This window comes from Variovorax sp. Root434, assembly GCF_001426595.1.
In the GTDB taxonomy this organism is placed as follows: Bacteria; Pseudomonadota; Gammaproteobacteria; order Burkholderiales; family Burkholderiaceae_C; genus Variovorax.
Window position 1 is genome coordinate 1 of sequence record NZ_LMEK01000028.1, and the last position, 14867, is coordinate 14867.

Genomic DNA, 14867 nt, shown 5'->3' on the forward strand with positions numbered 1-14867 from the left:
GGGGCGCGAAGTTCGATTGGCCCTGGTCGACATCGGCAATCGTCAGCGCACCGCTGGCCGTGAGACTGCCACCGGACACCGCAACGTCTTCTTGCACCGCAGCACTGACCACACCACCAATCGTCGGTACGTCATTGGTGCCAGTGATCGTCACCGTCACCACCTGGCTGGCCGTCCCATCGAACGAAACTGCAGTGAAGCTGTCGATGATCGATTGACCCGCACCCAACTGCTGGATCGCGCCTTGGTTGTTGTCGGCCGTGTAGGTCCAGCTGCCGTCGGCCGCGAGCGTGAAGCTACCGTAGCCGTTGCTGCCGCCGATGCCGGCCTGGGGCGCGAAGTTCGACTGGCCCGCATCCACATCGGCGATTGTCAGCGCGCCGCTGGTGCTCAGGTTCGGCGTCGAGGCATCCTCGGTCACCGCGCCGCTGGCSACGCCGCCGATCACCGGCACGTCATTGGTCCCGGTGATCGTCACCGTCACCACCTGGCTGGCCGTTCCGTCGGACGACACTGCCGTGAAGCTGTCACTGATCGTTTGACCTGTGTGATCGTCACCGTCACCACCTGGCTGGCCGTTCCGTCGGACGACACTGCCGTGAAGCTGTCACTGATCGTTTGACCTGTGGCCAGTTGTTGGATCGCCGCCTGGCTGTTGTCGGCYGTGTAGCTCCAGCTGCCRTCGGCCGCCAGCGTGAARCTGCCRTAGCCGTTGCTGCCGCCGGTGCTAGCCTGGGCTGCGAAGCTGGACTGGCCCGCATCCACATCGGCAATCGTCAGCGCACCGCCGGTGCTCAGGTTCGGCGCCGAAGCGTCCTCGGTCACCGCGCCGCTGGCGACGCCGCCGATCACCGGCACGTCATTGGTCCCGGTGATCGTCACCGTCATGTGTAGCTCCAGCTGCCATCGGCCGCCAGCGTGAAACTGCCGTAGCCGTTGCTGCCGGCGGTGCCTGGCTGAGCTGTAAAGTTGGACTGTCCTGCATCGACATCGGCAATCGTCAGCGCACCACCGGTGCTCAGGTTCGGAGCCGAGCCATCCTCGCTCACCGCGCCGCTGGCGATGCCACCGATCACCGGCACGTCGTTGGTCCCGGTGATGGTCACCGTCACCACCTGGCTGGCCGTCCCATCGGACGACACTGCCGTGAAACTGTCACTGATCGACTGGCCCGCACCGAGCTGCTGGATCGCGCTTTGGTTGTTGTCGGCCGCATAGGTCCAAGTGCCGTCGGCCGCCAGCGAGAAGCTGCCATAGCCGTTGCTTCCGGCGGTGCCAGCCTGGGCTGCGAAGCTGGACTGCCCCTGGTCGACATCGGCAATCGTCAGCGCACCACCGGTGCTCAGGTTCGGCATCGAAGCATCCTCGGCCACCGCCCCGCTGGCCACACCACCAATCACCGGCACGTCGTTGGTCCCGGTCACCGTCACAGTGATCTGCTGATTGACCGTGCCGCCGTGGCCATCGTTGATGGTGACGGTGAAGGTTTCCGTCACCGTCTGACCCTGGGCCAGATACTGCGTGGCCGCGTTGGCGACGCTGTAGTTCCAGCTCACCGTGCCGTCACCCGCGCCCGTGGCCGCATCGCTGACGCCGGCCGTCAACACCCCGCCCAGCGTGTTGCCTGAACCGGCCGCCACGCTGACGCTGTGCGCATCGCTCAGGTCCACGTCGTCGAAGGTGATCGTGCCGCTGTCGCTCAGGGTCGGCGTCGCCGCATCCTCGGTCACCGCCGCAGCGGCATCGGCCGTGCCGATCGTCGGGGTGTCGTTGGTGCCGGTGATGGTCACGTCGATCTGACGGGTGACGATGCCGCCGTGCTGGTCGTTCACCGTGATGGTGAAGCTCTCGACCCGGGTCTGGCCCGCGGCCAGGTACTCGACGGCCGTGGCGTCCACGGTGTAGGTCCAGGTGAGCTGGCCGCCCGTGCCGGTCCCCGTGGTGTCGACGTTCTTGACCGCCGTCAGGCTCCCCAGCACGCTGCCGACCGGCGTGCCGGTGGCGCTCACCAGGTGCACGTCGCTCAGGTCCAGGTCGCTGAAGCTGATGACACCGCTGTCGTGCAGCGCGCCCGCCGGCGCGATCTGCTCGCTCACCGCACCCACCAGGTCCCGGGCCGTGATCACCGGGCCATCGTTGGCACCGGTGATGGTAATGGTCGCCGTGGCCAGTCCCGTCCCGCCATCGGCGTCCGTCACCCGGTAGCTGAAGGTGTCGGTTGCGGTCTCGCCCGCTGCCAGGTACTGGAAATAAGCCGCATGGGGCTGGTACTGGAAATACCAGGTCGACGGATCGCCCATCGACGGCTGAACGAGCGTCGCCGTTCCGTGAGCCGGAGCCGAGGCCAGCGCCAAGCTCTTGACCAGGTCAGGGACCAGATCGTTCTGCAGCACATGGATCTGCACGCCCGGGCCGTCTTCGGTCGTCACGGCCGCATCGCCCAGCGCCGTCACCGCCTGGTTGGCCGGATTCAACTCGACCCCGTCCACAAGGACTCTCAATACTTCGGTCATCTGGACGGTCAGCGTGGACGACCCGAAGGTAAAAACGAAATCGCTGGCCGAACCATTGGAAACCTCGCCGGTCCTGGCATTGGTCACTGCCGCAAGATGGGCCAGATAGGCGGCGATCTGCGTCTGGGTGGCAGAGTCCAGCCACTGCGCCCGCGTGAACTGGAGCAGGAGCGTATCGACACCCGCCCCGCCCGTGTACACGTCCTTGGTGCCGGCCGCGGTGTTTTCGCTGACGTTGTAGATCAGGGTGTCGTTCCCCGATCCTCCATTGAGATCGTCGCTGCCGCTGCCACCGTCGAGCGTGTCGTCTCCCGCGCCACCATTCAACGAATCGCTCCCAGCTCCGCCGTTGACCGTGTCGTCCCCGTTGCCGCTGTTGATGGTGTCGTTGCCGGCCGTGCCGATGAGAAGGTCGTTGCCGTTGGAGCCGGTGATCGCGGTCATGTGCTTCCTTTGTGAGCGCCGAAAGGCCGGCGCGTACCTGTCTCGACGCTGCGTTTGCTTGTTTGCAAATTAGATGGCGCCAGCGGCGCGAGCACATGGAAGGAATGTCCTTTCCCTCATGAGCGATAAGTACCGGGACGACCTTGAAAAGCCTGGTACTTTTGTCCTGCCGAGCATCCGCAGGCGCGGGCGTGTGGTCGTGTTGACGTCGGGCGGGCAACCGCCCTGGCTTCTCACCCGGTCTTTTTCACGCGCTGCCGCGCGGCCATGTAGTTGCCGGGCGTGACGCCGAAGCAGCGGCGGAACCACCGCGAGAAATGGGCCTGGCAGCTCGTGGCCGTCTTGACGAGCCAGCCGGCATAGGGTCAGGGCGGCGCCTGCACGAGCGCGCTGCGGCAGGAGGATGTGAAAGGAGGCATTAAAGACTGCGGCAGCCTCCGGCGCTCAGGCCGGCACGGGCTCCCCGGAGGCGGCCTGCACCGGAATGTGCGCGCGCTCTTCCTTGATGCGGTTGGCGCCGTCCACGAACACCAGCTTCGGCAGGTACCCGGCCACGCGCTCTTCGGGCACAAGGCCGAAGGCCGCAATGATGAGCAGGTCGCCGACGGCGGCCCGTCGCGCGGCCGAGCCGTTGACCGAGATGATGCCGCTGCCGCGCTCGCCGCGAATGGCATAGGTCACGAAGCGTTCGCCGTTGTTGATGTTCCAGATGTGCACCTGCTCGTTCTCGGCCAGGTTGGCTGCGTCGAGCAGGTCCTGGTCGATGGCGCAGGAGCCTTCGTAGTGCAGTTCGCAATCGGTGACGGTGGCGCGGTGAATCTTGGACTTGAGCAATGTTCTGAACATGGTCGAGGAAAGTTTCCGTGAAATGTTTCCGTGCGGAGGGTTTCTGGCCGGCGCAGTCTAAGCGCAAGCCTGCCGCGGTCTACGACAGGTGGCGGCGTTGTCCGACTCGCCCCCTGGCTTCAGTCTGGACAATGACCAGCCTCGGCCCGAGACAAGCCGAGCGTTACGTTACAAGAAGCTCCGGCCCCGCACGATGACCCGCATCTACCTGATAGAAGACAACCCCCTGATCGCCGCCACACTGGCCGACGGACTGCAGGAATTTTCCGAATGCAACGTGATCGGGACCGCCGCCACTTCGCGCGGCGCCATCGACTGGCTTCAGGACAATCCCGAAGGCTGGGATGCGGCCGTCATCGACATCTTCCTGGCCGAGGGCAACGGCCTCGCCGTGGCTCGGTATCTGCAGGCGCACAAGTCGCCGGCGCAGCGCACGGTGGTCCTCATGAACTACGCAACCTCCGAGGTGCGCGAAGGCGCGCTCTCCGCGGGCGTGGATGCGGTGTTCGACAAGTCGCTCGAACTCGAAGCTTTCTACGAGTTCTGCAGGACGCTGAACATCTCGCCGCGTCGCTGAGGCGTTCAGATGCGCGTGAATGGGCACTTCTGACGAGCGTCATTCGGTGTTCGACAAGTCGCTGCAGCTCGAGGCCTTCTACGATTTTTGCGCCACGCTGAACATCACGCCTCGCCGCTGAAGATGCCGCGGCCGCCCGGGCTTGCGTAGACTGGAGCGGTCATGAACACTCCAGCCTCTACAGCCCCCGCCTCGAAGCGCCCCCTGGACGCGTCCGAATTGAAGCAACTCGCCGCAACCACCGAACCCGCGGCCGCAGCAGAAGCCTGCGCGTGCGGGCTTCACCGGGCCGCCGCGTGGGAAAGCATCACCGAAGAGCGCTGGCCGCAGGCGCTGATGCAGAAAGTCGGCACGCTGCGCGACGAGGACATCGCCGAGCCGACCTTCGAGGAGTGGCATCCCGGCGGCACGCGCTACGACTCGCCCGACGCGCCGATCTCGGTGCGGCACTTTCCTTTCAACCGCTGTGACGTGTTTCGCTGCAACGCCTGCGGCAGGCTGGTGCTGCGCTACACCGAGTTCGGCGGCTACTACATCGATCACCGGGTGCGGCTGCTGGACCCGGCGCTGGTGACGAGCCAGACATGATGGCCTCGATACGCCGCCCTCGCCTGGCGGGTTGGGCCCTGCTCTTCTTGCTGGGCATCGTGGCCATCGGCTTCGCGGCCATCCTGACCTTCGACTGGAACCGTGCCAAGCCGTGGATCCATCAGCGCGTCAGCGAAGCCACCGGGCGCCCCTTCGCGATCCGGGGCGACCTGGTCCTGGAGTGGGACCGCCCTCGCGCTGAAACAGGCTGGCGCCGCTGGGTGCCCTGGCCGAGGCTGCGTGCGCAGAACATCACCCTGGGCAATGCCGAATGGGGCAAGACCGGCCCGCACATGGCCGAGATCGAGCAGCTGACGTTCTCGCTGAACCCGCTGCCCCTGCTGGATCACACGATCCGGATCCCCACGCTGGAACTCGTGGGCCCTGTCCTGTCCCTCGAGCGAACCGCCGACGGCAAGAACAACTGGACACTGGCTTCCGGCAACACCGCCCCCTCGCGCTGGAAACTGGATCTGCAACGGCTGGTGCTGAACCAGGGCACGGTGAAACTCACCGATGCGGTGGCCAAGGTCGATTTCAAGGTCGACATCGACAGCCTGCCCGAGGAAAGCCCGGAGGGCTATGGCATGGGCTGGAAGCTCAGCGGCACGTTTCGCCAGACCCCGCTGCGCGGCAGCGGCAAGGCCGGCGCGGTGCTTTCGCTGCAGCAGGACACCAGGCCTTATCCGTTGCAGGCCGGCGTGCAGATCGGCACGACACGCATCGATGTCGCGGGCACGCTGACCAAGCCCGACGCGCTGGCAGCGCTGGACCTGCGGCTCAAGCTCTCGGGCGCCAGCATGGCACACCTGTACCCGATCACGGGCATCACGCTGCCCAACACGCCCCCGTTCAGCACCGAAGGCCATCTGGTCGGCACGCTCGGCAAGGGCGGCGGCCGCTGGCTGTACGAAGGCTTCAAGGGAAGCGTGGGGGCCAGCGACATTGCCGGCACGCTCGAATACATCTCGCAGCAGCCGCGGCCGCTGTTGCGCGGGCAGGTGCAGTCCAACCAGCTGCGGCTGGAGGATCTGGCACCGTTGATCGGTGCCGACTCCAACGCCAACAAGGCCAGGCGAGGCGCCGCGGCCGTCCAGCCGGCAGGCAAGGTGCTGCCCGTGGAAAAGTTCGACACGGCGAGCTGGGGAAGCATCGACGCGGAGGTCAAGTTCGCCGGCCGCAAGATCCTGCACACCAGGAACCTGCCCATCGACAACCTAGTTGCGGACCTGCACCTCAAGGACAGCGTGCTGTCGCTCACGCCCTTGAGCTTCGGCGTTGCCGGCGGCCATCTGGCCGCGACCGCAAAGCTCGACGGCCGGCAGGATCCCATTCGCGCGAATCTGCAACTCTCGGCGCGCCGCCTCAAGATCAAGGAACTCTTTCCGACGCTGGACACGATGCAGGCCAGCCTGGGGGAAGTCGGTGGCGATGCGGCGCTGTCCGCCAGCGGCAACTCGGTTGCAGCCTTGCTCGGCACCTCCAGCGGCGAGGTGAAGGCGCAGGTGAGCCAGGGAACGATGAGCAAGTTCCTGCTCGAGGCGATGGGGTTGAACATCGGCAGCGTGGTGGCGACCAAGCTGTTCGGCGACAGGCAGGTGCAACTCAACTGTCTTGCGAGCGATTTCCGGGTGACGCAGGGCATCATGCAGACCCGCGCCTTCGTGCTGGACACCGATGAGTCGGTCGTCAATGTGAGCGGGCAGATCAACCTGTCCAGCGAACAGCTGGCGCTCGAGATCCAGCCACGCAACAAGGCGCTGCGCGTCATCTCCTTGCGCTCGCCGCTTTACGTCAACGGAACCTTCAAGAATCCCGATGTCGGCGTCGACAAGGGTGCCGTCGCGCTCAAGCTGGGGGCCGCGGTTGCATTGGGCGCATTGGCGCCGGCCGCGGCGCTGCTGCCGCTGTTGAACGTGGGCTCGCAGGAGCTCTCGGGGTGCGCGCCGCTGCAGGCGCTGGCCGGCCGCAAGCCGCAGGCCCCGGGGCAGCGCAAGGTGCGCTGATTTTTTTCGTTGTGCAGCGGCTAGGCCCGCTGCGCATCCAGCTCGCCCATCACGCGGCGCTCCAGGATGTCGCTGGCGCGGCTCAGGTGGGCGTGCATGTGCTTCGCGGCAGCCTCGAGCTTGCCGTCCTCTCCGGGAGAGGGGGCAGCACCTCACACTTCTTCGTACCACCGGTCCTTCGCGAGCATCACCCGATGGTGCCCATGCCCCGACGGCATCATCGGAAAGCAGTTCTCCTGCGCCGCGACCTGCACGTCCAGGAAGAACGGCCCTTCGCTCGCCAAGCATTCAGCCAGCGCGCCTTCCAGCTCGGCTGGATCCGACACCCGCCGCGCGCCCCAGCCAAAGGCCTTGGCCAGCGCCACGAAGTCGGGCAGCGCCTCGTTCCAGCTGTGGCTCAGCCGGTTGCCGTGGTTCAGTTCCTGCCATTGCCGCACCATGCCCATGTAGCCGTTGTTGCACAGCACCAGCTTCACCGGCGCGCGGTGCTGCACGGCCGTCGACAGCTCCTGGATGTTCATGAGCACTGAGGCATCGCCGCTCACGCACACGGTCAGCGCCTCGGGGTGGCCGATCTGCGCGCCGATGGCCGCGGGCAGCCCGTAGCCCATGGTCCCGGCGCCGCCGGACGTGAGCCAGTGGCGCGGACTGTCGAAGCGCAGGTACTGGGCGGCCCACATCTGGTGCTGGCCCACGTCGGTCGACACGATGGTGTCGCGCCCGCCCGCGCCGATGGCGCGCTGCAGCGACGACATCAGCTGCTGCGGCAGGATCGAATCCTCGCGCGCTTCGAAGGCCAGGCAGTCCTCGGCGCGCCAGCGCTCGATGCGCTCCCACCATGGCGCGAGCCGCCCGGGCGCGAAGCCCTCGGCCGGCAGCAGCGCCAGCAGGCCATCGAGGATCACCGCGCAGTCGCCCACCATCGGCACGTCCACATGCACCACCTTGTTGATGCTGCCGGGGTCGATGTCGATGTGGATCTTGCGCGCGTGCGGACAGAACTCGTCGAGCTTGCCGGTCACGCGGTCGTCGAAGCGCGCGCCGACGCACACTACGAGGTCGGCCTCGTGCATCGCCAGGTTGGCTTCGAGCATGCCGTGCATGCCCAGCATGCCGATGAACTTCGGGTCCGATGCGGGGAACGCACCCAGCCCCATCAGCGTGAGCGTGCACGGCGCATGCAGCAGGTTCACGAGCCGCGCGAAAGCCTCGCACGCGGCAGGCCCCGAATTGACCAGCCCGCCGCCGCCATAGACGACAGGCCGGCGCGCGGTCGAAAGCAGGTCGGCCGCGCGCTGCATCATGGCCTTCGGCGGCAGCGCCGTGCGGCTCGTGCGCAGCGCGCGCAGCGGCGAAGGCTCGGGCGCCCTGCCCAGCCGGTCGAGCTGGATGTCCTTCGGCACGTCGAGCAGCACCGGTCCCGGCCGGCCGGTGGTGGCGATTTCCAGCGCGCGACGCACCAGCGCGGGCACGTCGTCGGCCGCGCGCACCTGGCGGTTCCACTTCGTCACCGGGCGCGACATGCCCAGCGCATCGCTCTCCTGGAATGCCTGCGTACCGATGACGGCGGTGGCCACCTGCCCGCTGATGCACAGCACCGGCACCGAATCGCTCATCGCATCGAGCAGCCCGGTAATGGTGTTGCCCACGCCCGGCCCCGAGGTAACGAGCACCACGCCCACGCGGCCGGTGCTGCGCGCATAGCCCTCGGCCGCATGCACGGCCGCCTGCTCGTGGCGCACCAGCACGTGGCGCAGCCTCGGCTCGCCGTGCAGCGCGTCGTACAGCGGCAGCGCCGCACCGCCGGGGTAGCCGAAGATGGTGTCCACGCCGCACTCGACCAGCGTGTCGAGCAGGGCTTCGGCGCCGTTGCGGTTACGGGCCGGCGCTTCCGGGTGGAGGGACAGGGAAGACGTGAGGGGTAGGTCGAGAAGTCGCATGCCGTCGATTCTTCCGGTTTGAGCGCAAAATATGCTTCTTTCTTTTGGCTCTTTGGGCTCGATTCATGAAAACCAATCGGCAAAACACCAACGACAACGAAGGATCTTTCGACAAGACCGACCTGGCCATCCTGCGCGTGCTGCTGCTCGACTCGCGCAAGACCCTGCAGGAGATCGGCAACGAGGTCGGCCTGTCGCCCACCAGCTGCTGGACGCGCATCAAGAAGCTCGAGGCCTCGGGCGTCATCAAGCGCTACACGGTCGACGTCGATCCGGCCAAGCTCGGCTACCACGACTCGGTGATCGTGCAGGTCACGCTCGAAAGCCACACCGACGAGACCCTGTACGACTTCGGCCGCACGCTGGCGACCATTCCGGAGATCCAGGAGGCCTACCTCGTCTCGGGCGACTACGACTACTACATCCGCATCGCCGTGCGCGACACGCGCGACTACGAGCGGCTGCTGCGCGAAAAGCTCTACAAGATCCCCGGCATCCGGCACAGCAAGTCGCACTTCGTGCTGCGGGTGCTGAAGGAAACCAGCGTGCCCGTGATCTGAGGGTGAACGCGCCGATGCCCGGGTGAGCGGGGAAATTGGGCCAAGGACATAATCGGCTCGCGGTCGGCCGGCGGGAGCGGGAACCGAACCGCATCACAGTGCCTATGTTCGTCAGGCGCATCTACAAAAATGACTTCCATGGCAGAAGCGATCTAGATCTATGAGGCCAGCCAGCAAAGGCTGTTGGAGAGTCAGCCGATGGATCGCCAAGCTGTGGCTTGCCTTGCCGCTCGCCGTATTGCCCTGTGCGCACGCCAGCGAACCATCGGAGGCCGATGCCGTGCCGCAGCGCGATGGCGTCGTCCACATCACGCAGGCCGAGCTGCTGTCCGTTTCCGGCACGGGTTATTCCGCCCCTCCGAAGCGTGCGGAAGATGCCGCGCTGCCGGGCGACGGTTGGAAGACGATCAACCTCCCGCATACGGCCCCGCGCGAACTGGTGCCCACGTCTTCCAGCGGCGCGCGGACCGTCACCGACTGGTACCGCATCGACCTGGCCGGGCTGGCGCCATCGGCGCAGCCGCGCCTTCTTTATCTCCCGCGCTGGAAGACCCTGGGCCACATTGCGGTGTACGGCGATGGCCTTTTGCTCTATCAGTCGCATGGCAGCCCCGTCCACAACGACTACAACCATCCGCTCCTGCTGCCGCTGAACGCGACCGCCAACACGCCTTCGCCCACGTCCGTGCTGATCCGCGTCGACCGCCTGCGCAACAGCGGCAGCGGATTCTCGACCGTGTGGGTGGGCGACGAGGATTCACTGAGCTGGCGCTACCAGATGCGCCAACTGCTGCAGGTGCAGTTGCCGTTCATGGGCAGCGCCGCCTTCCTGGCGGTTGGCGCATTCGCGTTCGCCGTGTGGCTGCGCAAGAAGCGCGAATCGCTCTACCTGCTGTTCTTCGCCATCTCCGCGCTCGCCTTCCTGCGAACGCTTCACTACTACGTGGGCGGCAGCTACACCCCGATTTCGGACGAATGGTTCGAATGGATCACCGTTGCCAGCCTGCTCTGGCTGATCGTCCTGATCCACCTGTTCCTGCAGCGTCTGCATCGGCAGCCTTCGGCCTGGCTGACCCGCTCGGCGCTGGCCTTGACACTGGCCTGCAATGTCGCAACGCTGCCTCACGCCTCGACGTGGGTGGTCAGCCTCTACCTCTTCACGCCCCTGCTCAACCTGATGGTGCTGCCCGTCGCGGTGCTGATCTTTGCGGTGAATTTACGCAAGGCGTTGCGCGCGCAACTGCCCGAGGGACGGCTGGTGGCGGGCTGGACCGTCTTCGCCGTCGCGTTCACCTCCTACGACGGGTTCCTGCAGAACAACCTGGTCAGCCCGGAGAGCGTGTACACATCTCCCTACGCCATCATCGGCCTGTTCTTCGTCTTTTCGTACATCCTGTTCCAGCGCTACACGGACGCGTTCGCCGAAGTGGGCCGGCTGAACAAGGGCCTGGCCCAGCGGCTGCAGGCCCGCGAAGCCGAGCTGGGGCAAAGCTACCGGCGGCTGCGCGCCATCGAAACCCAGCACATGCTCAGCGCCGAGCGCCGGCGCCTGATGCAGGACATGCACGACGGACTCGGTTCGTCGCTGATCAGCGCCATCCGCTCGGTGGAGCGGGGCACGATGAGCGACGCAGAGGTTTCCGACGTGCTCAAGGGCTGCATGGACGACCTGAAGCTGGTGATCGACTCCATGGAGAACGTGGACGCCGACCTGCTGCTGCTGCTGGCAACCCTGCGCTTTCGCCTGGCGCCGCGCATCGAGAGCGCGGGTGTCGCGCTGCGCTGGGAGGTGCAGCCCGTGCCCGTGCTGTCCTGGCTGGAGCCGAAAAGCGCGCTGCACATCCTGCGCATCGTGCAGGAGTGCGTGGCCAACGTGCTGCGCCACACACGGGCCACCACCATCTGCGTGAGCACCGCGACGCTCGACCAGAGCGTGTGCGTGGCGATCGAAGACAACGGCGCGGGCTTCGACGTGGATGAGGCCCTGCGCCGCGGCGGCCGCGGGCTGCGCAACCAGCAGCGGCGCGCACTTGCCATCGGCGCCACCGTGAGCTGGGAATCCGGCAGCACCGGCACCCGCTTCATGCTGTGGCTGCCCCTGCACCGCAAGGTCGACGCCGACAAGGCCATCGATGCCTTCTAGGCCCGCCGGGCTTCAGAGGCTCGCCGCGATCTGCTCGCGCAGCCACTTGTGCGCCGGGTCGCGGTGCCGCCGCTCATGCCAGAGCATGGCCATCTCGTAGCCGGCCACCTCGAGAGGCGCTTCCACCACCCGCAGCCCGGGCGCGCCACGCGCCAGCCGCTCGGGCAGCATCGCCACCATGTCGGTGGAGGCCAGCACCGACATCATGAAAAGGAAGTGCGGCACCGACAGCACCACGCGCCGCGCGAGGCTCTTCCCGGCCAGCGCCTCGTCCGTCGGCCCGGCGAAACCGCCGCCGCCGAGCGAGACCACCACGTGCTCCAGCGCGCAGAACTGCGCCAGCGTCGGCCGCCGCTTCAGGCGCGGATGCCCTGCCCGCCCGGCCAGCACGTAGCGCTCATGGAACAGCACGCGCCGGTGCAGCCCCGGTGGCGCACCCACGCTGGTGTGAAAGAACAGGTCGATCTCCCCCTGCTCCAGCTGCCGTGCCATGCGCGACGGCACCGCCTCCACCACGGCCAGCCGGGTGTTCGGCGCTTCGGCGCGCAAGCGGGCCAGCGCCGGCAGGAGGATCGCCGACTCGGCATAGTCGGCAGCGGCCACGCGCCAGGTGGTGGTCGCCTCGGCCGGATCGAAAGGCCGCGTGGGTGCAACCGCGCGGCCCAGCGACTCCAGCGCTTCGCGCAGCGGCTCGCGCAGCTCGTCCGCGCGAGCGGTGGGCCGCATGCCGCGTTGCGCGGGCACCAGCAGCGGATCGCCGAACACTTCCCGCAGCTTGGCGAGCTGCACGCTCACCGAGGGCTGCGAAAGGTTCAGGCGCTCGGCCGCGCGCGTGACGTTGCGCTCGGCCAGGAGCGTGTCGAGCGTGACCAGCAGGTTGAGATCGAGGCGGCTGAAATTGTTCATGGCAATTGCTGGAATTCAGACTATTCATTTCCAATATATCGACACGGCGCCTAACCTGCGGACATCTTCATTCCAACCCCGGTGAAACCGTGAACATCCTGCTGGTCCTTGCCCATCCCGAAGCCGCCTCGCTCAACGGTGCGCTCCATCGCTTCATGACCGAACGCCTCGCGGCCGCCGGCCACTCCGTGCGCGTGTCGGACCTGTACGCCATGCGCTGGAAGCCCGCGCTCGACGCCGACGACTTCCCCGCGCGCGATGCTGCCGCGCGCTTCGACCCCTCCCTCGAATCGCTGCAGGCCTTCGAGGCTGGCACGCAAACCGCCGACATCGCCGCCGAGCAGGAAAAGCTGCTCTGGGCCGACGCGGTGATCCTGCAGTTTCCGCTGTGGTGGTACTCGATGCCCGCCATCCTCAAGGGCTGGGTCGAGCGCATCTATGCGTATGGCTTCGCCTACGGCGTGGGCGAGCATTCCGACACGCACTGGGGCGACCGCTTCGGCGAAGGCACGCTGGCCGGCAAGCGCGCGATGCTGGTGGTGACGACCGGCGGCTGGGCCTCGCACTACGCGCCGCGCGGCATCAACGGGCCGATGGACGACCTGCTGTTCCCCATCCACCACGGCATCCTCTACTACCCCGGCTTCGACGTGCTGCCGCCTTACGTGGTGCATCGCACGCACAAGGTCGACGAGGCCGCTTACACGCGCATCACCGAAGAGCTGGGCCAGCGGCTCGACACGCTGTTCACGGCCGAGCCGATTCCGTTCCGCCGGCAGAACGGCGGCGACTACGAGATTCCCGCCCTCACGCTGCGCGAGGACATCGCGCCGGGTGAGGCGGGCTTTGGGGTGCACAGTGCCTGAGGCAGTTGCCGGTTCTCACTGGTTTGCAATTTCTGGTTCGAGTCGATCCCGCCGCATGGCACGCCACAGTGCGAGATCGTAGGAAATCTTGAGCAGCCCACATGCAATGAGCGGCAAGGAGATCCATCCGGCCGCAAACAGTGCGCCACTGAGCGTCGGACTGATGGCCGCAGCCAGGCTCCGCGGAACGGCGGTGAAACTCGCCGCGGCGCTGCGCTCTGCGGGGGTCACCACGGCCATCACATAGGCCGTCCGGGTGGGAACGTCCATCGATGACAACGCGCTGCGAACCATCAGCAAACCGAGCGCAATCGGCAAGCTGGGCGCCAGCGCAGCCAGCACGAGGCACACGTTGGCCGGCAGATGCGTGAAGACCATCGTGTTGAGCAGCCCGATCCGTTGTGCAACCATGGGAGCCGCGAGCTGCGATGCGGCACTCAGCAAGCCAGTCCAGAAGAAGAACACGCCGGCCTGGGTCAGCGAGAAGCCGAATCGCTGCAGCAGCCATAGCGACATCAACGCGTTGACCGTCAATCCGCCGGCGAAGGCGTCGACGCTGAAGAGTGCCGCCAATCGCACCACCACGCCGCGTGAGGGCCCCAGGGGTGCCGGGGCGACAGGCGCGCTGCTCGAGGTGTTGCCTGCGTCATGGGCCGGCAGGTTTCGATAGAGCCAGAAAACGATGAGCCCGATCGCGGCATACACCAGGAACATTCCGCGCAGCGCGTCGAGGCGCGCAAGCTGGCTGTGTTGAACCAGCCAATCCGGCACGGCCGCAGCCAATGCGCCCATCGCGGCACACAGCGCACCCAGGAGGCTGTAGCGAGCAAACAGCGCGGTTCGCGCATGGCCCTGCGCCGCTGCGGCCAGCCGAGCGTGTTCGAGAGGCAGGAAGACGCTCACATCGCCCGAACTGGGGTTAAGAGTGCCAACGAGCGCGACGACCAGCAACGGCCAGAATGCCGGCAAACCCGCAAAGCCGAGGCCGGTCGCGGCCATCAGCAAGGCGGCAATGCGCAGCAATTTCCCTCCTGCGAAGCGGTAACCCCATGCACCAACCGCCAGCGTGGCCAAGGCAGAGCCCAGCATCGTGGCCGTGCTGAGGATGCCGACCTCCAGCGTACCCAGCCCGTTTGAAAGCAGGTAGGCCGGTAGCAGCACAGCCATGTACCCATCGCCGAAGGCGCGCAACCCTCGTGCGACGAGCAGGGGCATGGCGACGGGGTCGACGCCGGCTGGCAGCAGGCGCATGAGACCGCCCAATGAACGAGACGAAGGGGGCGTACTCATTGCGTGCCGGAGAGGAAAGAAGGCCGGGCCACGATCGCGATGATTCGCCCCGCTGGTCCGCCAAAGCTGATGAAGCCGGGCTCGAGCCAGAAGCGGAAGGCTTCAGCGAATGAAATGGACTGGATGGGCGCAGAAGGCGCGGGCTGTGCGTCAGGCAAGGCGGTGTCCACAGATAGCTCCGTTATGAG

Annotated in this window: 13 protein-coding genes and 1 pseudogene; 6 read left to right on the forward strand and 8 right to left on the reverse strand. The window is 66.7% G+C overall.

The window, feature by feature from the left end; genetic code table 11:
* The 4 genes and pseudogenes from ASD05_RS27535 to panD form a co-directional block, all read right to left on the reverse strand.
* Positions 1–514: VCBS domain-containing protein (locus ASD05_RS27535; RefSeq protein ID WP_200955511.1), on the reverse strand; the 514-nt coding region annotated here is incomplete at its 3' end.
* Positions 481–882, reverse strand: coding sequence for a VCBS domain-containing protein (locus tag ASD05_RS27540; protein ID WP_414930074.1), 402 nt, complete (start codon positions 880–882; stop codon positions 481–483). The genes ASD05_RS27535 and ASD05_RS27540, both read right to left, overlap by 34 nt.
* A pseudogene (locus ASD05_RS27545) lies at positions 871–2957 on the reverse strand (VCBS domain-containing protein); the annotation flags it as partial. The pseudogene ASD05_RS27545 and the gene ASD05_RS27540, both read right to left, overlap by 12 nt.
* 444 nt (positions 2958–3401) lie before the next feature.
* Entirely contained in the window at positions 3402–3803 is a 402-nt protein-coding gene (gene panD / locus ASD05_RS27550) for an aspartate 1-decarboxylase (protein WP_007839165.1), read from the reverse strand.
* 193 nt (positions 3804–3996) lie between these two features.
* On the opposite strand from panD, the gene ASD05_RS27555 reads away from it, so the two are divergent.
* The 3 genes from ASD05_RS27555 (at position 3997) to ASD05_RS27565 (ending at position 6974) form a co-directional block, all read left to right on the forward strand.
* Positions 3997–4380, forward strand: a complete 384-nt coding sequence (locus ASD05_RS27555; protein ID WP_056599433.1) for a response regulator — start codon at positions 3997–3999, stop codon at positions 4378–4380.
* Between the two features lie 162 nt (positions 4381–4542).
* The gene (locus ASD05_RS27560; protein ID WP_056599435.1) at positions 4543–4968 is read left to right on the forward strand and encodes a hypothetical protein; all 426 of its coding nucleotides are present in this window, start codon (positions 4543–4545) and stop codon (positions 4966–4968) included.
* Positions 4968–6974: an AsmA family protein gene (locus tag ASD05_RS27565; RefSeq protein WP_056599438.1), complete on the forward strand. Its 2007-nt coding sequence runs from the start codon at positions 4968–4970 to the stop codon at positions 6972–6974. Before ASD05_RS27560 ends, ASD05_RS27565 begins: the two co-directional genes overlap by 1 nt.
* Before the next feature lie 152 nt (positions 6975–7126).
* Here ASD05_RS27565 and ilvB read toward each other — a convergent pair whose 3' ends face one another.
* A complete protein-coding gene (gene ilvB / locus ASD05_RS27570; protein WP_056599441.1) occupies positions 7127–8914 on the reverse strand; it encodes a biosynthetic-type acetolactate synthase large subunit in 1788 nt (595 codons plus the stop codon).
* A 65-nt stretch (positions 8915–8979) separates the two neighbouring features.
* On the opposite strand from ilvB, the gene ASD05_RS27575 reads away from it, so the two are divergent.
* Positions 8980–9474, forward strand: a complete 495-nt coding sequence (locus tag ASD05_RS27575) for an Lrp/AsnC family transcriptional regulator (RefSeq protein ID WP_200936034.1) — start codon at positions 8980–8982, stop codon at positions 9472–9474.
* 160 nt (positions 9475–9634) lie between these two features.
* On the forward strand, positions 9635–11617 hold the full coding sequence (locus ASD05_RS27580) for an ATP-binding protein (protein ID WP_056599444.1): 1983 nt from the start codon (positions 9635–9637) through the stop codon (positions 11615–11617).
* A gap of 12 nt (positions 11618–11629) precedes the next feature.
* Here ASD05_RS27580 and ASD05_RS27585 read toward each other — a convergent pair whose 3' ends face one another.
* Positions 11630–12523, reverse strand: coding sequence for a LysR substrate-binding domain-containing protein (locus ASD05_RS27585; RefSeq protein ID WP_007839158.1), 894 nt, complete (start codon positions 12521–12523; stop codon positions 11630–11632).
* A gap of 89 nt (positions 12524–12612) precedes the next feature.
* On the opposite strand from ASD05_RS27585, the gene ASD05_RS27590 reads away from it, so the two are divergent.
* Positions 12613–13389: an NAD(P)H-dependent oxidoreductase gene (locus ASD05_RS27590; protein ID WP_056599447.1), complete on the forward strand. Its 777-nt coding sequence runs from the start codon at positions 12613–12615 to the stop codon at positions 13387–13389.
* 15 nt (positions 13390–13404) lie between these two features.
* Here the strand turns inward: ASD05_RS27590 and ASD05_RS27595 are convergent, their stop codons facing one another.
* Together ASD05_RS27595 and ASD05_RS30335 are read right to left on the reverse strand one after the other, a co-directional pair.
* The gene (locus tag ASD05_RS27595; protein ID WP_157610311.1) at positions 13405–14640 is read right to left on the reverse strand and encodes an MFS transporter; all 1236 of its coding nucleotides are present in this window, start codon (positions 14638–14640) and stop codon (positions 13405–13407) included.
* Between the two features lie 35 nt (positions 14641–14675).
* The gene (locus tag ASD05_RS30335; RefSeq protein ID WP_157610312.1) at positions 14676–14849 is read right to left on the reverse strand and encodes a hypothetical protein; all 174 of its coding nucleotides are present in this window, start codon (positions 14847–14849) and stop codon (positions 14676–14678) included.
* Between the last annotated feature and the right edge of the window lie 18 nt (positions 14850–14867).